This is a genomic window from Actinocorallia sp. B10E7 (assembly GCF_039871655.1).
In the GTDB taxonomy this organism is placed as follows: Bacteria; Actinomycetota; Actinomycetes; order Streptosporangiales; family Streptosporangiaceae; genus Actinocorallia.
Genome location: NZ_JBDPLZ010000002.1, coordinates 39,006 through 56,731, shown reverse-complemented (window position 1 = coordinate 56,731; position 17,726 = coordinate 39,006). Strand labels below are relative to the sequence as shown.

18 protein-coding genes are annotated in these 17,726 nt (G+C 71.2%); 11 read left to right on the top strand and 7 right to left on the bottom strand.

What is annotated here, in order from left to right:
• The first annotated feature begins 76 nt into the window (after nucleotides 1–76).
• The gene (locus tag ABGB12_RS05315) at nucleotides 77–976 is read left to right on the top strand and encodes a zinc-binding dehydrogenase (RefSeq protein ID WP_347675122.1); all 900 of its coding nucleotides are present in this window, start codon (nucleotides 77–79) and stop codon (nucleotides 974–976) included.
• Here ABGB12_RS05315 and ABGB12_RS05310 read toward each other — a convergent pair.
• Nucleotides 957–1,559 carry a TetR/AcrR family transcriptional regulator gene (locus ABGB12_RS05310; protein ID WP_347675121.1) on the bottom strand — a complete coding sequence of 201 codons (603 nt, stop codon included), beginning with the start codon at nucleotides 1,557–1,559 and terminating at the stop codon, nucleotides 957–959. The two genes, ABGB12_RS05315 and ABGB12_RS05310, sit on opposite strands and share 20 nt — an antisense overlap.
• A gap of 71 nt (nucleotides 1,560–1,630) precedes the next feature.
• Here ABGB12_RS05310 and ABGB12_RS05305 point away from each other — a divergent pair, with 71 nt between their 5' ends.
• Nucleotides 1,631–2,470 carry an oxygenase MpaB family protein gene (locus tag ABGB12_RS05305; RefSeq protein WP_347675120.1) on the top strand — a complete coding sequence of 280 codons (840 nt, stop codon included), beginning with the start codon at nucleotides 1,631–1,633 and terminating at the stop codon, nucleotides 2,468–2,470.
• A 10-nt stretch (nucleotides 2,471–2,480) separates the two neighbouring features.
• Here ABGB12_RS05305 and ABGB12_RS05300 read toward each other — a convergent pair whose 3' ends face one another.
• On the bottom strand, nucleotides 2,481–3,959 hold the full coding sequence (locus tag ABGB12_RS05300) for a serine/threonine-protein kinase (RefSeq protein ID WP_347675119.1): 1,479 nt from the start codon (nucleotides 3,957–3,959) through the stop codon (nucleotides 2,481–2,483).
• A gap of 78 nt (nucleotides 3,960–4,037) precedes the next feature.
• On the bottom strand, nucleotides 4,038–5,231 hold the full coding sequence (locus ABGB12_RS05295; RefSeq protein ID WP_347675118.1) for a helix-turn-helix domain-containing protein: 1,194 nt from the start codon (nucleotides 5,229–5,231) through the stop codon (nucleotides 4,038–4,040).
• A gap of 197 nt (nucleotides 5,232–5,428) precedes the next feature.
• Between ABGB12_RS05295 and ABGB12_RS05290 the strand changes: the two genes are divergently transcribed.
• The 6 genes from ABGB12_RS05290 (at nucleotide 5,429) to ABGB12_RS05265 (ending at nucleotide 11,106) form a co-directional block, all read left to right on the top strand.
• Nucleotides 5,429–6,292, top strand: coding sequence for an ABC transporter ATP-binding protein (locus ABGB12_RS05290; protein WP_347675117.1), 864 nt, complete (start codon nucleotides 5,429–5,431; stop codon nucleotides 6,290–6,292).
• Entirely contained in the window at nucleotides 6,289–7,107 is an 819-nt protein-coding gene (locus ABGB12_RS05285) for an ABC transporter ATP-binding protein (protein WP_347675116.1), read from the top strand. Before ABGB12_RS05290 ends, ABGB12_RS05285 begins: the two co-directional genes overlap by 4 nt.
• The gene (locus ABGB12_RS05280) at nucleotides 7,104–7,994 is read left to right on the top strand and encodes a branched-chain amino acid ABC transporter permease (protein WP_347675115.1); all 891 of its coding nucleotides are present in this window, start codon (nucleotides 7,104–7,106) and stop codon (nucleotides 7,992–7,994) included. The genes ABGB12_RS05285 and ABGB12_RS05280 overlap by 4 nt, the downstream gene beginning before the upstream one ends.
• Nucleotides 7,987–9,060, top strand: a complete 1,074-nt coding sequence (locus ABGB12_RS05275) for a branched-chain amino acid ABC transporter permease (protein WP_347675114.1) — start codon at nucleotides 7,987–7,989, stop codon at nucleotides 9,058–9,060. Before ABGB12_RS05280 ends, ABGB12_RS05275 begins: the two co-directional genes overlap by 8 nt.
• Entirely contained in the window at nucleotides 9,057–10,319 is a 1,263-nt protein-coding gene (locus tag ABGB12_RS05270; protein WP_347675113.1) for an ABC transporter substrate-binding protein, read from the top strand. The genes ABGB12_RS05275 and ABGB12_RS05270 overlap by 4 nt, the downstream gene beginning before the upstream one ends.
• 115 nt (nucleotides 10,320–10,434) lie before the next feature.
• Nucleotides 10,435–11,106: a GNAT family protein gene (locus ABGB12_RS05265; RefSeq protein WP_347675112.1), complete on the top strand. Its 672-nt coding sequence runs from the start codon at nucleotides 10,435–10,437 to the stop codon at nucleotides 11,104–11,106.
• Here the strand turns inward: ABGB12_RS05265 and ABGB12_RS05260 are convergent.
• Complete coding sequence (locus ABGB12_RS05260) at nucleotides 11,094–11,717, bottom strand: pyridoxamine 5'-phosphate oxidase family protein (RefSeq protein ID WP_347675111.1); 624 nt, start codon at nucleotides 11,715–11,717, stop codon at nucleotides 11,094–11,096. The genes ABGB12_RS05265 and ABGB12_RS05260 overlap by 13 nt on opposite strands.
• An 88-nt stretch (nucleotides 11,718–11,805) precedes the next feature.
• Here ABGB12_RS05260 and ABGB12_RS05255 point away from each other — a divergent pair, with 88 nt between their 5' ends.
• The gene (locus ABGB12_RS05255; protein WP_347675110.1) at nucleotides 11,806–13,479 is read left to right on the top strand and encodes a serine/threonine-protein kinase; all 1,674 of its coding nucleotides are present in this window, start codon (nucleotides 11,806–11,808) and stop codon (nucleotides 13,477–13,479) included.
• A gap of 85 nt (nucleotides 13,480–13,564) precedes the next feature.
• Entirely contained in the window at nucleotides 13,565–13,783 is a 219-nt protein-coding gene (locus tag ABGB12_RS05250) for a hypothetical protein (RefSeq protein WP_347675109.1), read from the top strand.
• Nucleotides 13,784–13,899: 116 nt separating this feature from the next.
• Here ABGB12_RS05250 and glnII read toward each other — a convergent pair whose 3' ends face one another.
• Nucleotides 13,900–14,916, bottom strand: a complete 1,017-nt coding sequence (gene glnII, locus ABGB12_RS05245; RefSeq protein ID WP_347675108.1) for a glutamine synthetase GlnII — start codon at nucleotides 14,914–14,916, stop codon at nucleotides 13,900–13,902.
• Nucleotides 14,917–15,176: 260 nt separating this feature from the next.
• On the opposite strand from glnII, the gene ABGB12_RS05240 reads away from it, so the two are divergent.
• Complete coding sequence (locus ABGB12_RS05240) at nucleotides 15,177–15,602, top strand: limonene-1,2-epoxide hydrolase family protein (protein WP_347675107.1); 426 nt, start codon at nucleotides 15,177–15,179, stop codon at nucleotides 15,600–15,602.
• A gap of 75 nt (nucleotides 15,603–15,677) precedes the next feature.
• Here the strand turns inward: ABGB12_RS05240 and ABGB12_RS05235 are convergent, their stop codons facing one another.
• Nucleotides 15,678–16,949, bottom strand: a complete 1,272-nt coding sequence (locus tag ABGB12_RS05235; RefSeq protein ID WP_347675106.1) for a citrate synthase — start codon at nucleotides 16,947–16,949, stop codon at nucleotides 15,678–15,680.
• A 198-nt stretch (nucleotides 16,950–17,147) separates the two neighbouring features.
• Entirely contained in the window at nucleotides 17,148–17,639 is a 492-nt protein-coding gene (locus ABGB12_RS05230) for a hypothetical protein (RefSeq protein WP_347675105.1), read from the bottom strand.
• Nucleotides 17,640–17,726: the final 87 nt, after the last annotated feature.

The window sequence follows — 17,726 nt, the reverse complement described above, 5'->3', positions numbered from 1 at the left end:
TCGTCCAACGCGAGTTCGGCCCCGCCGACGTGCTCGTCCTCGAAGACGCCGACCGTCCGGAGCCCGGCCCGGCCAGGTGCTGGTGAAGGTCGCGGCGGCGGGCGTCCACGCCGTCGACACCGACATCCGGCAGGGGGGCGGCCCTCCGACTCTGCCCAAGCCTCAGCTGCCCATGACCCCGGGACGCGAGGTCGCCGGGACGGTCGAGGCGGTCGGCCCGGACGTCGAGGGCTCCTGGGCCGGGAAGCGGGTCGTCGCCCACGTCGGCTTCCTGAGCGGCGGATACGCCGAATACGCGCTCGCTCCGGCCGCCTCCCTCCACGCCCTCCCCGACCGGGTGGGCTTCCCTGAGGCCGTCGCGGCCATCGGCACGGGACGCACCGCGCAGCTGGTGCTCGACGCGGCCCGCCTCACCCCGGACGACGTCGTCGTCGTGACGGGCGCGTCCGGCGGCCTGGGCAACCAGCTCATGCAGCTGGCGCTCTCCCTGGGAGCCCGCGTCGTCGCCCTCTACGGCGGTGAGGCCAAGCGCGCGGCCGTCACCGCTTTGCGGACCGACGGCCTGATCCCGCTCGACACCTCCGAGCAGGACTGGGCCGAGCGGATGAAGCACGAGCTGAAGGACGGCTCCCCGTCGGTCGTCCTGGACGGCGTGGGCGGAGACGTCGCCCGCACGGCGCTGGAGTCCCTCGCGCGAGGAGGCCGTCACCTCATCTTCGGGTGGGCGTCCGGCGCCCCCGTCCAGGTGGCGACGGAGGACATCGTGGAGCGTTCGATCACCGTGGGCAGTGTTCTGGGAGCGCCCATCAATGCCCTGCGCGACCTGGAGACCCGCTCCCTGGAGGCCGTCGCCCAGGGGCGCGTGCGCCCCCTCGTGGACGAATATCCCCTGGCGGACGCCGCGAAGGCCCACACCGCGATAGAGACCCGCGCCTCGCGCGGCAAGGTCGTCCTGGTCACAGACATGGCGAGATGACGTTCAGCACCAGCGCGCTCGCCCTCTCCGCGAGTTCGTCCGGGGTGAGGGCGAGCGAGCCGCCGAGCCAGTTGATGATCAGTTCGCCGGCGCCGCCGAGGGCGAAGAGCATCGCGACGGTGAACGCCTCCTTGTCGGAGGGCCGCAGCGAGTCGCGGGCGAACCGCGCGAAGAGGTGGTAGGTGTCCCGGCGCCGCTGCTCCAGCGCCGGGCTGCCCGCCGGTTCGGCCAGCCCGATCCGGGCCCGCCGCGAGTCGGACGCCATCGCGTTCACGAACACCGACATCCCCGCCCGGATCCGCTCCTCGGGTGACGACTGGGCGGCGATCACCCGCTCGACGTACCGCAGCAGGTCGCTGAGCGCCTGGTCGTAGACGGCCAGCAGCAGCGCCTCGACGTCGGTGAAGCTCTCGTAGAAGTACCGGTCGTTCAGTCCCGCGTGGGCGCACACGCCGCGCATGGTGACGGCGGCCCAGCCGTGGTCGCCCCACAGCTCCAGTCCCGCCGTCAGGAGCCGCCCGCGCCGCTCGGCCCGGCGCTCCTCGGCGGTGCGTCCCTTGTACGGACGTGTCGTAGATCCCATCGTGTCCATCTTGACGCTCCGGATCTGTGAACCCGATATTGGTGGCACCCGCCACCAACTTTAGGAGCACCGTGCAGCCCCTCGGCCCCGACTCGTTGACCTGGCGCTTCTTCGGCGACAACCGGACGGTCCTCACCGGCCCGCGCGCCGGGATCCTGCAGCTCATGCTGCCCGAGCTCGGGCGGGGCGTCCTGGAGCACTCGGTCTTCTTCAACGACACCTTCGGACGTCTCAAGAGGTCGGCCGGCCCCATCCTCAACACCGTCTACGGCGGTTCCAAGGCCGCCGAGACCGGTGCGAAGGTCCGCGACTACCACGTGAACATCAAGGGCGCGATGCCCGACGGCGAGCGTTACCACGCCCTCGACCCCGAGACGTACTTCTGGGCGCACGCGACGTTCCTCGACCACATGATCTACGGCGTCGAGACGTTCATCCGCCCCCTCACCGAGGAGGAGAAGCACCAGATCTACGAGGAGTCCAAGGTCTGGTACGCGATGTACGGGGTCAGCGACCGCGCCATGCCCGAGGACTGGCCGGCCTTCCAGGAGTACTGGAAGCACATGCTCAACGAGCGGCTGGACGACAACAAGACGGCCGCCTACAGCGTCGGCTACGCCAAGAAGGGCCTCCCCCGCCCCCCGCAGATCCCCGAGCAGGTCTGGAAGGTCCTCGGCGTCCCGGTCAACGCCGTGGCCCGCTTCCTCACCGTCGGCGGCATGCCCCCCGAGGCCCGCGACATCCTCGGCCTGCGGTGGAGCCGCGCCGACGAGCGCCGCTACCGGAAGTTCGCAGAGATCGTCCGCTCCCTCGACGGCCTTTGGTCCGTCCTGCCGGAGTTCGTCAAGTACTCCCCGCAGGCCCGCAAGGCCTTCAAGCGCGACGGCCGCCCGCCCGTCCTGCCCCGCTGACGGGAGCGGATCAGGAGGTCTGCCAGCGCGGTCCGGCGAATGTGCGGACCGCCTGCTCGACGGTCTCCGGGTCGGTCCGGAGTTCGTCCAGGCGGCAGAGGGCGACGCGGCCGGTGCGGCGCTCGAGCCAGGGGGAGCGGCCGGTGGCGCCGGTGAGGCGCACGGGCAGCAGAGGGAGGTGGCCGGCAGGGGCGTCTTCGACGGGGCGGACCAGGAGGACGCGGCGGTGGAAGAGGCCGCGGCGGGCGACGGTGACGGCCTCGAGGTCCTCCCAGGTGTAGCCCGCGGAGTGGCGCCCCCGGCGGAGGGCGATGCCGCGGGGGCCGACCTCCAGGAGGTTGCGGCGCAGGACGCCGGTCACGCCGTCGGCGACCAGGTACGCGCTTCGGCCCAGTCCCGCGGCGCCGACGACCACGAGGAACGGCACCAGCCCCAGCGGGCCGAGCCCGCCGAAGACGGAGGACAGGAAGGCGAAGGCGCCCGCGCACATCACCAGCGTCCACACCACCCGGGAGGCCGTCTCGGTGACCAGGCCGAACGCCTTCACCGGCGCCTCGAAGTGCTCCGGAGCACCGGGGAGCGTCGTGACGGGCGCGTCCGGGTCCGCGTACGGCACGGCGGCCAGGGCGGCCAGGGCGGCCTCCTGCTCCGGGGACGTGACGGGAGGTACGACGGGCGGGGCCTCGGCGCCCGCGATGAGCGCCCGCCGGATCTCCTCCGGGCCGGGCCGGGCCTCAGGGTCCTTGCTCAGCAGCGCGGCCAGCAACGGCTCCAGCGGACCCGCGTGCGCCGGCCGGGCCGGCACCCCGCCGAGGATCCTGGCGAGGACCCCGGAGAACGTCGGGGCCTCGAAGGCGGCCCTGCCCTCCACCGCGAAGTAGAGCGTCGCGCCCAGCGACCACAGGTCGGACGCCGGAGCGGAGGACCCGCCGCGGGTCTGCTCGGGCGCCAGGTAGGCGGGTGAACCGAGGAACGCGCCCGTTCCCGTCAGCCGCGCCTCCCACTGCAGGCCCGAGACGCCGAAGTCGCCGAGCTTCACACAGTCGCCGGGCAGCACCAGCACGTTCCTCGGCTTGACCTCGCAGTGGACGACCCCCGCGCCGTGCGCGGCCGTCAGCACGTCCAGCAGCTGCAGCCCGATCCGGGCCGCCCTGCCGGGCGGCAGCGGCCCGCCGTTCCCGACGAGGTCCTCCAGCGAGACGGCCTCGACCAGCTCCATGACGACGTAGAGGCCGTCGTCGTCCTCGACCACGTCGATGATCCTCACCGCGTTGGGGTGGTCCAGCCGGGTCAGCGCCCGCCACTCCCGCGCCATGCGGGCCAGCCCTTCGGCGACGACGCCGGCGGGCAGTTCGGACGGGACGAGCACCTGCTTCACCGCGACCCGGTGTCCCGTCAGCTCGTCCTCCGCCCGCCAGACGGTCCCCATCCCGCCCTGGCCGAGCACCTCCAGCAGGGTGAAACGTCCGGCGACGGATTCGTCGATCATGTTGTCCTCTTTACCCGGGACTTCCATCGGGCGTCGCGCGACCCGGTCGTCCGGATCAGGACAGCGCGGAACCCGGGGTCAGCCCGCGCCCGTGATGCGGTACGCGTCCAGGGCGAGGGCGAGCTCCAGCACCTCACGCGGCCGGTCCGGGGAACGGCCGGTGAGGGTCTCGATGCGGCGGATCCGGTTGAAGACCGTGTTGCGGTGGCAGTAGAGCGCCGCCGCGGTACGGGCGACCGAGCCGTCGCAGTCCAGCCAGCGGGTGAGGGTGATCAGCAGGGTCTCCCGCTCCGGCGGGTCGAGGTCGAGGATGGGGCGGAGCACCACCTCCACCAGGCGTTCGGCCAGGTCGGGCTGGCTGGCGGCGAGGGCGGCGGGCAGACGGTCGTCCAGGTGGACCGTCTCGGCGCCGCGGCAGGTGCGCAGGGCGACCATCGCGTGGCGGCGGGCCTCGCACAGCTCCGGCAGGCCCTCGGCCACCGGGCTCACCCCCGCCCCGCCGGCGAGCAGCGGCTCCACCGCCCGCAGCGCCTCCTCCGGGTCGCGGTCGGCGAGCCAGACCACCACCAGGTCGCAGTCCGGGCGGGCGCGCCACAGCAGGCGCAGCCCTCCCGCCTCCGCGGGACGGTCCGCCTCCTTGGGACGCGACGGCTCGGGACGGATGGCGACGACGAGGTACCTGCCGAACTGGGGGACCTCCAGCGCCGCCGCGGCGTCACGCACGACGGTGGTGTCGGCCCGGCCTTCCAGCAGCGCGTCCAGCAGCGCCTGCGCCCGTTCCGTGTTCCGGCTGCGCAGCTCGTTCTCGCGCCGCCGGTAGGAGTCCGCGGCGACCACCGCCTGCCGGTCGACCCCCTGCCAGATGCGTTCGGCGCCGCGCAGCAGGGCCGTCGCCTCACCCGGGTGGTCGGCCATCAGGACGTCGACCATCGCCTCCCAGGTGATCTGGGTGGCCAGCCGGTAGCCGCGCAGCAGCGAGTCCAGCGGGACGCCCTGCTCGGCGCGCTTGGCGGCGGTCTCGGTGGCGACGGCCAGGTCGCGCCGTTCCGACCAGGGCTGCAGCATCGCACTGATGCCCGTGCGGAAGCCTCGTTCGAGATCGCGCCGGTGTTCGTGCTCGGGGACCCGCCGGTAGGCGTCCTCGGTGGAGCGCAGCTCGGCCAGGAGCCTGCCTGCCAGTTCCGGGACCCGCTCCAGCAGCCTCGAGGCCACCCTCCGCATGACCGCGGCGGTCTCCTCGCCCGACGTCACCGGACCTTGCGCAGCGCCCACTTCCCACCCCCGCCCCGCCCCGAGCGGTCTTCGTCCAGTAACGAACGTTATCCAAAGCCTGTGCATTTGCACAGAGGTCTTCCAGCACCTCAGAGGCCTCGATTGTGCATCCGTCTCCAGTTGCCCCCGAGGTCTGGACGGCCGTCCGCCCGGGGGCCTTGTGTTTTCCATCACACCCCTGGAGTACGAGGAGCACCATGGCCGCCGACGACCCCCTTCCCCCTGATCGTCCGGTTCTCCGGAAGACCGCTGCCGGAGGCGGCGGGCTGAGCGTGCGGGATCTTCGGGTCTCCTACGGACCGGTCCAGGCCCTGCGCGGGGTGTCGCTCGAGGTGCCCCGGGGCTCTGTCGTGGCCGTGCTCGGCTCCAACGGGGCCGGCAAGTCGACGCTGCTGCGCGCGATCTCCGGCACCCTGCGCTTCCACCGCGGATCCATCACCTCGGGCGGGGTGGAGTACGCCGACGGCCCCCTGTCGGGGCTGGACGCCTCCGCCGTGGTGGCGCGCGGCGTCACCCAGGTGCCGGAGGGGCGGCGGGTCTTCGGCCGCATGACCGTGGCCGAGAACCTCCGCGCCGGAACGCTGGGCGTCCGCGGCCGCAAGGCCGCCGCCGCCGCGCGCGAGCACGTCCTGGAGCTCTTCCCGGTGCTGGCCGAACGCGCCGGGCAGCGCGCCGGGCTGCTGTCGGGCGGCGAGCAGCAGATGCTCGCGATCGGGCGGGCGCTCATGGCCGGGCCGCAGGTGCTGCTGCTGGACGAGCCCACCCTCGGCCTCGCGCCGCTCATGGCCGAACGCATCGCCGACACCGTCCGGAAGATCAACTCCGAGGGCACCACGGTGCTGCTGGTCGAGCAGAACGCCGCGATGGCCCTGTCCCTGGCCTCCCACGCCTACGTGCTGGAGGTCGGCGAGGTCGTCATGTCCGGCCCGGCCGGCGAACTCGCCGCCAGCGACGAGGTGCGCCGCCGCTACCTCGGCGAGAGCGACGAGGAGCTCACCGCCGAAGACGCCGGGGACGGCGAGGCGCCGGCGCGGCTCGTCCTGACGAGGTGGTCGGCGTGAACGACGCCCCTCCCCCGCTGGAGGTCCGCGACGTGACCGTGCGGTTCGCCGGGCTGGTCGCCCTGGACTCGGTGGGCTTCACCGTCGCGCCCGGCTCGATCCACGCCGTCATCGGCCCCAACGGCGCCGGCAAGTCGACCTGCTTCAACGTCCTGTCGGGCGTCTACCGGGCGACCTCGGGCAGCGTGCGGTTCGGCGACGCCGAGCTCACCGGGCTGCCCACGCACCGGATCGCGGCCCTCGGCGTGGCCCGCACCTTCCAGAACATCGCGCTGTCCTCCCACCTGTCGGTAGCCGACAACCTCATGCTGGGCCGGCACCGGCTGACCCGCACCGGCTTCCTGTCCGCCGGGCTGCGGCTGCCGCGGGCCCGCCGCGAGGCCGCCGCGCACTCCGCGCGGGTCGCCGAGATCGCCGCCTTCGTCGGGCTGACCGAGCAGCTCCCCGTCCCGGTCGGGCTGCTGTCCTACGGCGTGCAGAAGCGGGTGGAGCTCGCCCGCGCCCTGTGCATGGAGCCGAGGCTGCTGCTGCTCGACGAGCCCGTCGCCGGCATGAACGGCGGCGAGCGCAGGGAGATGGCCGCGCTCATCTCCGCCATCCGCGAGGACCTGGGCATCTCGCTGCTGCTGGTCGAGCACGACATGGGCATGGTGATGCGGCTCGCCGACGCGGTCACCGTCCTGGACTTCGGAAGGCGCATCGCCGACGGCGTCCCCGCCGAGGTGCAGCGCGACCCCGAGGTCATCCGGGCCTACCTGGGCGCGGCGGCGGAGCCCGCCGCACAGCCCCCCGCACCCGACGAGGAGCAAGTGTGACCACCTTCGCCGAACTCCTGCTGAACGGCATCTCACTGGGGGCGGTGTACTCGCTCATCGCCCTCGGGTTCGTCATCATCTTCAAGGCCAGCGAAGTGGTGAACTTCTCGCACGCCTCGCTGCTGCTGGTCGGCGGCTTCATCATCGCCAAGCTGCACGACCCGATCGGGTTCTGGGCCGCGCTGGCCGCGGGCGTCGCCGGAGCCGCCCTGGTGGGCTGCCTGGTGGAGTTCCTGATCATCCGCCGCTCCAAGAACCCCTCGCACAGCGTGCTGGCGATCGTCACCATCGGCGTCGACATCGTCCTGGCCACCGAGCTCACCCGGCAGATCGGCACCAGCGTGCTGGCGATGGGCGACCCCTGGGGCGACAAGGTCGTGCACCTGGGCCCGGTGTCCATCGCGCAGACCCGCGTCGCCGCCCTGCTCGTCGCCGCCCTGCTCATCACCGCCTTCCTGCTGGCGTTCAAGCACACCGGCTGGGGCGTGGCGATGCGGGCCAGCGCCGAGGACGGCGAGGCCGCCGCGCTCATGGGCATCCGGCTGGGCCGCGTCTCGCTGAGCGCCTGGGCCGTCGCCGGAGCGCTCGCCGCCGTCGCCGCGCTGTTCCTCGCCGTCTTCCCCACCCCCGGTCTGGACCGCACGACCGGGATGGTGGCGCTCAAGGCCTTCCCCGCCGCGATCCTCGGCGGCCTTGACTCCACCACCGGAGCGCTCGTCGGCGGGTTGGCCATCGGTGTCACCGAGTCGCTGATGAGCGGCTACCAGAACGACCTGACCTTCCTGGGCCGGGGCATCGGGGACGTCGCGCCCTTCCTGGTCATGCTCATCGTCCTGCTCGTGCGCCCCGCCGGATTGTTCGGAACCAGGGAGCTGACCCGTGTCTAAGCCGCTCGTCTGGGGGGCGGTCGCCGTCGCGGCGGTCCTGGTCCCCTTCTACCTCGACGCCTTCTGGCTGACGGCAGGGCTGTTCGCGATGTCCGCGGCGGTCGGCGCGATCGGCATCAACCTGCTGACCGGCGCGACCGGCCAGCTGTCCATGGGCCACGCGTTCTTCCTGGCGGTCGGCGCGTACGGCTACGTCTACTTCTCCTCCCACCCCGAGGACGACCTCGGCGGGCTGGGGCTGCCCACCCCGGTGGCGGCCGTGCTGGCGATCGCGCTGGCCGGGGTCGCGGGCGGGCTGTTCAGCCCCATCGCCGGCCGGCTCAAGGGCGCCTACCTGGGCATCGCCACCCTCGCGCTGATCTTCCTCGGCCAGCACGTGCTGTTCAACTCCGAGCCGGTCACCGGCGGCTACAACGGCCGCGCGGTGCCCCCGCTGGAGCTGTTCGGCTTCGCCTTCGCCGACGACCCCGAACTCACCGTGCTCGGCGTGCCGTTCGGCGCGGTCGAAAGGCTGTGGTACCTGGCGGCCGCACTGCTGGCGGTCTCCGCCTGGTTCGCCCGGGGCATCCTGCTCGACCGGCCCGGACGGGCCATGAACACCATCCGCGACCACGAGACGGCCGCCGGCGTCATGGGCGTCCCCGTCACGCGCTACCGGGCCGGCGTGTTCGTCCTGTCCTCCATGTACGGAGGCCTGGCCGGCGTGATGCTGGCCCTGACCTTCCAGCGGACCGTGCCGGACTACTTCGGCATGCTGCTGTCCCTCGACTACCTGGCCATGATCGTGATCGGCGGCCTGGGATCGGTCGGCGGAGCCGTCGTCGGCGCCGTCTTCGTCTCCCTGCTGCCCCAGCTGCTCACCCGCTACAGCGACTCGCTGCCGCTGGTGGCCCAGACGGGCACGGGCGGCTTCTCCCCCGCGGAGGCGTCCCGGATGCTCTACGGCGCCGCGGTCGTCGCCGTGGTCCTGTTCCTGCCGGGCGGGCTGCTCGGGCTCGGCTCCCGGATCCGCCGGTCTCTGGCCGGAAGACTCCCCCACCCCCGTAAGACAAGGAGTGCTCCATGAACAGGTTCCGACTGCACGCCGGCGCCATCGGCCTGGCGGCTCTGCTGGCGATGACCGCCACCGCCTGCAGCGGCAAGGGCACGGACGGCGGCGACACGACCGGCGCCGACGGCGTCAAGCACGGCCCCGGCGTGACCGACAAGACCATCGGCGTCGGCATGATCACCGACCTGACCGGCCCCTACGCCGCGCTCGCCAAGGGCATCACGCAGGGCGGGCAGCTCTACTTCGAGCAGGTCAACCAGGCGGGCGGCATCTGCGGACGCCAGGTCGAGTCGCTGGTCCGCGACATGTCCTACGACGTGCAGAAGAGCGTGGCCGCCTACACCGAGCTGGAGCCCAAGGTCGCGGCGTTCGGCCACTTCATCGGCTCGGCGACGGTCGGCGCCGTCAAGGACCGCATCTCCAAGGACGGCCCGCTGACCATGGTGCTCGCCTGGTCCCCGCAGATGCTGGGCGCCGAGCAGCTCCAGATGACCGGCACCACCTACGCGATCGACGTCATCAACGGCGTCGACTACATGGTGGAGAAGCACGGCCTGAAGTCCGGCGACAAGATCGGCCACATCTACCTCGAGGGCGACTACGGCGACGACTCGCTGGCCGGATCGACCTACGCCGCGCAGCAGCACGGCATGACGGTCGTCGAGCAGAAGGTCAAGGCGACCGACGCCGACATGACCTCGCAGATCGCGGCGATGAAGTCCGCGGGCGTCAAGGTCATCGTGTTGTCCGTCAGCCCCAAGCAGACCGCCTCCGCGGTCGGCGTGGCCGCCGCGCAGGGCCTGAACGTGCCGTTCATCGGCAGCAACTCCTCCTACGCCCCGCAGCTGCTGGCCACCCCCGTGGGCCCGGCGCTGCTCAAGAACCTCGTGGTGATGCAGGCCTCCAGCCCGCTGAGCGCCGACCTGCCGGCGATGAAGAAACTGGCCGCCGACTACAAGGCCAAGTACCCCAACGACGGCCTGGACAACGGCGTGATGGCCGGCTACACCACCGCCGCGATCACCGGTGACGCCCTCAAGCTGGCCTGCGAGAAGAAGGACCTCAGCCGCGACGGCATCATCGCGGCGCACCGCTCCCAGTCCGCCTGGGACGGCGGTTTCGGCAGCAAGCTGGACTTCACCCAGGTGAACCAGCCCCCGTCCCGGGACACCCACATCCTCCAGCCCGACAAGGACTCCCTCGGCGGTCTGAAGACCATTCGGGAGCCCTCGGCCTCGGAGAACGCGAAGAAGTACGAGATCAAGGTGGGCTGACCGTCCGCCTCCGAACCGGCCGGGCGTCCCTCCACGCGGGACGCCCGGCCGGTTCGCTCTGTCCGGAGGAAAACCGGATGACAGCCGCCGCCTCCCCGGCTCAGGATGGTCCGGTATGAAGCACTGGCCTTTGTTCGGGCTGAGACTGCGCACTCCCCGCCTGGAGCTGCGGTTGCCGGGCCCCAAGGAACTGGACGAGCTCGCCGACACCGCGCTGGACGGCGTACACCCGCCCGACGAGATGCCCTTCGCCACTCCCTGGACGCACGCTCCCCGGGAGGAACTCGGCGGCCGGTTGCTCCAATGGCAGTGGAAGATGCTGGCCGAATGGACGCCCGGGAACTGGCACCTCCCCCTGGCCGTCGTCCACGAGGGGCGGGCGATCGGCGTCCAGGAGCTGCACGGCCGTGACTTCGCCGTCGTCCGGGAGGTCTCCTCCGGCTCGTGGATGGGGCTGCGGTACCAGGGACGGGGGCTCGGCACGGAGATGCGCGCGGCGGTCCTGGAGCTGGCCTTCACCGGCCTGGACGCGAGGTTCGCGACGACCGGCGCGCACCTCGACAACGCCGCGTCCTTGGGCGTCACCCGCAAGCTCGGCTACCGGCCGAACGGGGTGACCCGCTCGGCGCTCCTGGGCCGCCCGGTCGAGGAGCTGCGGTTCGTCCTCGACCGGGAGGACTGGCTGAGGCACCGCAAGACCGACGTCGTGATCGAGGGTCTGGAGCCCTGCCTGCGCTTCTTCGGCCTGGAGGGGCGGGACGAGCCCTCCGCCGGTCAGCTCCCGTAGAGCTTGGCCTCGTAGTTCTCGGGGGCGTAGTAGGCCTCCAGTTCCTCCAGCGTCTCGGACGTCTTCTGCACCTCCTTGACCAGGGCGGCGTGGGCGGGCAGGACGTCGGGGTTCCAGGTCTCGGGACGCCAGATGCTCGAACGCATCATGGCCTTGGCGCAGTGGAAGAAGATCTGTTCGACCTCGACCTCGATGGCCAGGACCGGCCGGTGCCCCTTCACCACCATCCGGTCGAAGTAGGGGGCGTCGCGCAGCAGCCGCGCCCGGCCGTTCACGCGCAGGGTCTCGCTCCGTCCCGGAATGAGGAACAGGAGACCCACGTGGGGATTCTCCAGAATGTTGAGGTAACCGTCCGCGCGCCGGTTGCCCGGGCGTTCGGGAATCGCCAGCGTGCGCTCGTCGATGACATGGACGAAATTCCCGGCGGGATCGCCCTTGGGAGAGGCGTCGCAGTTTCCCCTGGCATCACCGGTGGCCAGCACCAGAAAGGGCGCGGCGGCGATCCATTCCCGGTCCCGCCGGTGCAGTTCGACGCGTTCCTTGGTGACGGCCCGGGGCATCGGCTCCCCGAGAATCTCGCGGAGTTCGGCGGCACTCGTGATCTCGGTCATGGGCTCATCAAAGCAGACGGGTTTATCGGCCTCGACTCCATTAAAGTAGCCCCACTGCTTTTGTGAAGTGCTGTGACGGGAGTGAACCATGGTGGAGGCCCGGCCGCTTCGCGCGGGCGACCCCGCGTCGATCGGGTCGTACACGCTGGCGGGTGTGCTCGGCGAAGGCGGCCAGGGCACGGTGTACCTGGGCGAACGGGACGGGACGCGGGTGGCGGTCAAGCTGCTGCACGCCAGGTTCGCCGAGGACGACGAGGCCAGGGGCCGGTTCGTCCGCGAACTGGAGGTCGCCAAGCAGGTGGCCCGGTTCTGCACCGCGCAGGTCCTCGACGCCGACGTGGAGGGCGACCGGCCCTACATCGTCAGCGAGTTCGTCCCCGGCATCTCCCTGCAGGAGCAGGTGCTGGCCGAGGGCCCCAGGACGGACGGCGCGCTGGAGCGGCTGGCGATCAGCACCCTGACCGCGCTCACCGCCATCCACCAGGCCGGGATCATCCACCGCGACTTCAAGCCGCACAACGTGCTCATCGGCCCGGATGGGCCGCGCGTCATCGACTTCGGCATCGCACGGGCGCTGAACACCACCTCCCACAGCCACAGCGTCGGCACCCCCGCCTACATGTCCCCCGAGCAGCTGAACGGACAGCAGCTCACCCCGGCGTCCGACCTGTTCTCCTGGGCCGCCTGCATGGTCTTCGCCGCGACCGGCGTCCCGCCGTTCGGCAACGACGAGATCGGCGCGGTGCTCTACCGGATCGTGCACGCCGAGGCCGACACCAGCGCGCTGCCCGAGCCGCTGCGCGAGGTCGTCCAGGCCTGCCTGGCCAAGGACCCGGCGGCCCGGCCGACCGCCGCGCAGGCACAGGCGACGCTGATGGGGGGCACCGGCGCGCAGCCGGTCCCGCAGCCGCAGCCGCCGATCGTGCTGCCGCCGGCCCCGCCGGTGCACCACCCGGTCACCGCGCCCGTCGCGACGCACCCGCAGCCCGAGCAGCGCGAGCCCTACCCCTTCGAGATCGGCCCGCCGCCGGGCGAGAGCGACGCGCTGGCCGGGCGGGGGCCCGCCATCGCCGTCATCGCCTTCATCGTCCTGCTGCTGGCCATCGGCGTCACGGGCTGGGCCGTGACCAGGGACGACGACAAGAAGACCGACGACGAGGTCGTCGGTCTCGCCCCGCAGAACGTCCCGGTCACCGGGTCCGAGGACCCCGCCCGGGAGTCCTCGGCCTCGGGCGCCTCTCCCCGCCCCACCGACAAGGGCGCCAAGCCGCAGACGACCGTCACCGTCACCGTCGGCCCCAGCGCGTCCGACGAGAAGAAGCCCGCACCCTCGGCCGGGCCGTCGGACGGCACGACGCCGCAGCCGACCGTCACCGTCACGGCGCCCCCGCAGACCCCCACGCCGACCACGGCGCCGAACGCCGAACGCAACCCCTACGGCGCCGTCCAGGTCTGCAACGGCGGCGGCCGCGGCGAGTTCTACGTCCAGCGTTCCCGTGCCTTCCCCGGTGGCAGGACCGTCCAGCTCTACAACGGGTCCGGCGTCAACTGCGTCGTCACCCTGAAGACCGCGGACCTGGACCGCAAGACCAGCGTCTTCGCCCGGATCACCCGCCGGTCCGACCGCAAGAGCAACGCCGACCGGGGCATGTACCAGTACTACGCGGGCCCGGTCTACCTGGCCGCGAAGGGCACCTGTGTGAAGTTCGCGGGCGGCGGCCCCGCGGGCAGCGTGACCGCCCCCTGGGGCTCCTGCGCCTGAGCTCCCCGGCTTCGCCGATCTCCTTCAGGCTTCAATAATCTCCGATCACTCGCACGTCGTGCTTCTGCGTGAGAGACTGCTCACTGTGAGCGACCCCAGTGACTGGAGTGACCGGCAGCGCGCCGCGGTGCTCGCGTCGTTGCTGTCCGACCTGCTGAACACGGTACCGACCGCCAGGGACGCCTGGACCTGCGACGACTCCGAACTCGACCGGCGCCGCCGGGGGGCCGAGGAGCTCACCTCGCAGATGGACCGGGTCCTGCGTCCCGCGCCCGACGTCCCGCACGCACGCCCCGCCCGCTGACCCCACTGCTCCCGGAGGATCTCCTCCGGGAACGCGGAGACCCCCTGCCCGGGGGGACAGGGGGTCTCCGGCGACGCCGCGGCGGGCTCAGAGCCCGGTGGATCAGACCTGGTGGATCAGACCTGGCCGACCTTCTCCAGGGCGGTGCAGCAGGTGTTGGTGATCATGCGGGTGACGACGTACGGGTCCATGTTGGCGTTCGGGCGGCGGTCCTCCAGGTAGCCGCAGCGCTCGACCTCGACCTGCCAGGGCAGGCGGATGGAGGCGGCGCGGTTGGAGACGCCGTAGGAGAACTCGCTCCACGGGGCGGTCTCGTGGGCGCCGGTGAGGCGCTCCTCGACGCCCTCGCCGTAGGCCCGGACGTGCTCGAGGAACTTCTCGCCCAGGGCCTCGCAGGCGGTGATGATGGGGTCGTAGCCCTCGCGCATCGCCTTGGTGGAGAAGTTGGTGTGCGCGCCCGCGCCGTTCCAGTCGCCCTTGACCGGCTTGGGGTCGATGGAGAAGTGCACGCCGTGCTTCTCGGCGATGCGCAGCATCAGGTAGCGGGCCATCCAGATGTGGTCGGAGGCCTCCACGGGGCCGGCCGGGCCGATCTGGAACTCCCACTGGCCGGGCATGACCTCGGCGTTGATGCCGGAGACCTTCAGGCCGGCGATGAGGCAGGCGTCCAGGTGCTCCTCGACGATCGGGCGGCCGAAGACGTAGTCGGCGCCGGCGGCGCAGTAGTACGGGCCCTGCGGGGCGGGGTAGCCCAGCGCCGGGAAGCCGAGCGGGCGGCCGTCCTGGAACAGGGTGTACTCCTGCTCGATGCCGAACCAGGACTCCTGGTCGGCGAACTGCTCGGCGATCGGGGTGAGCAGCGCGCGGGTGTTGCTCTCGTGGGGGGTGCCGTCCACGTTGAGGACCTCGCACAGGACCAGGACGTCCTTGGCGGGGTCGCGCAGCGGGTCCGGGCAGGAGAAGACGGGCTTGAGCTGGCAGTCCGACGAGGTGCCCTTGGCCTGGTTGGTGCTGGAGCCGTCGAAGCCCCAGACCGGCAGGTCCGCGCCATCGGCAAGGATGCGAGTCTTCGACCGCAGCTGGGCGGTGGGCTCGGTGCCGTCGATCCAGATGTACTCAGCCTTGAAGCTCATGGGTGTCCTTGCGTGGTGTGCGAGGGATGTGAAGCCCGGGTTTGCCTGCAGAAGAGATTTTGCAGAGTCGCGATTTCGCGTCCATTGCCCATGTGTAAACCCGGTGTTAACTCGGAAACGTTCCATCCCCGCTGTCCTGCCGGGAACGCCGTTTGGTATAGACCACAGTCCGCTCTCGGGGCCTGCGCCCCGGCCGATGATCCATGTCCGATCGGTTGGTTTTTAGGATGGTCGCCACATGTGTCCCCGGAGGGAGCCCGATGACGGACGAGAACGTGAAGGTGGTCAGGGACTTCCTGGCCGCGCTGGAGAACCTCGACCTGGACGCCGCGGGGGAGCTGCTCGCCCCCGGCGTCCTGTACCAGAACGTCCCGCTGCCGTCGGCCCGCGGCAAGGCGGCGACCCTGAAGACGTTGAGACTGATGCTGCGTTACGGCACCGGCTTCGAGGCGCGGATCCATGAGATCTCCGCCGACGGCGACACCGTGCTGACCGTGCGGACGGACGCCCTGGAGAGCGGCCGGTGGCGCGCGGAGTTCTGGGTGTGCGGCACCTTCCGGGTGCGCGACGGGAAGATCGCCTTGTGGCGCGACTACTTCGACTGGACCACGCTGCTGGTCGCGAGCCTGCGCGGGCTCGCCGGCCTGCTGCGTCCCCGCCCGGCGGGCAGGGCGGCCAAGGCCTGACCCCGTGAAGACGAAGAAGACCCGCCCCCCTGGAGGAGACGGGTCTTCTTCGTCGTGATTCACACCGCCGCGGCCTTACGCCGGGTAGTGGCGCTCCGGCGAGCCGACGTAGACCTGGCGCGGGCGGCCGATCTTGGTCGCCGGGTCGGTGATCATCTCACGCCACTGGGCGATCCAGCCGGGGAGCCGGCCGAGGGCGAACAGCACGGTGAAGGCGTTCACCGGGAAGCCCAGCGCCTTGTAGATCACGCCGGTGTAGAAGTCGACGTTCGGGTAGAGCCTGCGCTGCACGAAGTAGTCGTCGGCGAGCGCGACCTCTTCGAGCTGCATGGCGAGGTCGAGCAGCGGGTCGGAGACGCCCAGGGTGTCGAGCACCTTGCGGGTCGCCTTCTTCACGACCGCGGCGCGCGGGTCGTAGTTGCGGTAGACGCGGTGCCCGAAGCCCATGAGCTTCACGCCGTCTTCCTTGTTCTTGACCTTGTTCACGAAGGACGCGACGTCGCCGCCGTCGTCGTGGATCTGCTGCAGCATCTCCAGGACGGCCTGGTTGGCGCCGCCGTGCAGCGGGCCCCACAGGGCGTTGACGCCCGCGGAGACGGAGGAGAACAGGTTGGCGTTGGAGGAGCCGACGAGCCGCACGGTCGAGGTGGAGCAGTTCTGCTCGTGGTCGGCGTGCAGGATGAACAGCATGTCGAGGATCTTCACGACCTCGGGGTCCACCTCGTAGCGCTCGGTGGGCAGCCCGAAGGTCATCCGCATGAAGTTCTCGACGTAGCCCAGCGAGTTGTCCGGGTACAGCAGCGGCTGGCCGATGGACGACTTGTAGGCGTAGGCCGCGATGGTCGGCAGCTTGGCCATGAGCCGGACGGTGGAGATCTCGACCTGCTCGGGGTCGAACGGGTCGAGGCTGTCGGGGTAGTAGGTGGCCAGCGCGCTGACCGCCGAGGACACGACCGCCATCGGGTGCGCGGAGCTGGGGAAGCCCGAGAAGAACGACTTGAAGCGCTCGTGCAGCAGGGTCCGGTTCTGGATCTGCTCGGAGAAGGCCGACAGCTGCTCCGGCGTCGGCAGCTCGCCGTTGATCAGGAGGTAGGAGACCTCGAGGAAGGAGGACTTCTCGGCGAGCTCCTCGATCGGGTAGCCGCGGTAGCGCAGGATGCCCGCGTCACCGTCGATATAGGTGATCGCGGAAGCGCAGGAGGCGGTGTTCACGAAACCGGGGTCGAGGGTGACGTACCCGGTCTCGCTCAGGAGTTTGCTGATGCCCAGGCCGCCGGGGCCTTCGGTGGCCTCGGTCACCTCGAGGGGCAGCCGCCCGCCTTTGTGGTCAAGCCCGAAATCGGCCATTGTTCTCCCGCTCTCCCATAATCCGTCGGTGTCCGTCTGGTCGGACCCGTCCTGCAGGGCCTTCCAGTCTGCCGTGTGCTTGTCGGCCGGCCTACCGGGGGGCACCCCTGCGGAAGCGTAAACGCCTGCGCCATAAGGATTTACAAGCGGGTGGGGTGACCTACTTCACAGGCAGGTAACCCATTACTTACAAAAGGTTTAGAAAGCGTCTTTGATGCGGGGACGGGCGGCCAGGAATGCCAGTAGGAGTTCGCGGGCCAGGGCCGCGCCGGCCTCGCGCTGCTCCTCGGTGCAGGTGTCGGGCAGCCGGCTGTGCTGCGCGTTGCGCAGCAGGAGCAGCCTCAGGTCGTCCTCGGCGATCGCGGCCGAGCAGGCGGCGCAGACCGACCAGGGCGAGGAGTAGTCGAAGATCCGGTCGCCGACCCTGACCTCGACCGGACGATCCCGATCGACGGTCCAGGTGTTGACGAAGCCCTCGGGGCGGGGAGCGGCGATGCCGCAGCAGTCGCACCGCTTCCAGGCGTGGTCCGCCGGGTCGGCCAGGGCGGGCAGCGGATCGTGGTCCCAGCCGCCCGTGGGCCGCAGGGGGTGCTCGTAGAGCAGGGCGCCCAGCTCACCGTCCACCCAGGTCTCGGTGAAGGCCAGCGGCGCACTGCACTCCAGGCAGACCATGTGGATGGCGGTTTCCATGGCGGGGACCTCCTCAGGGCCGCGGGTAAAGCACCGACGGCCGTTCGATGGTGACTCCCTGTTCAACCGTGGCCGCCTCCTGACTAT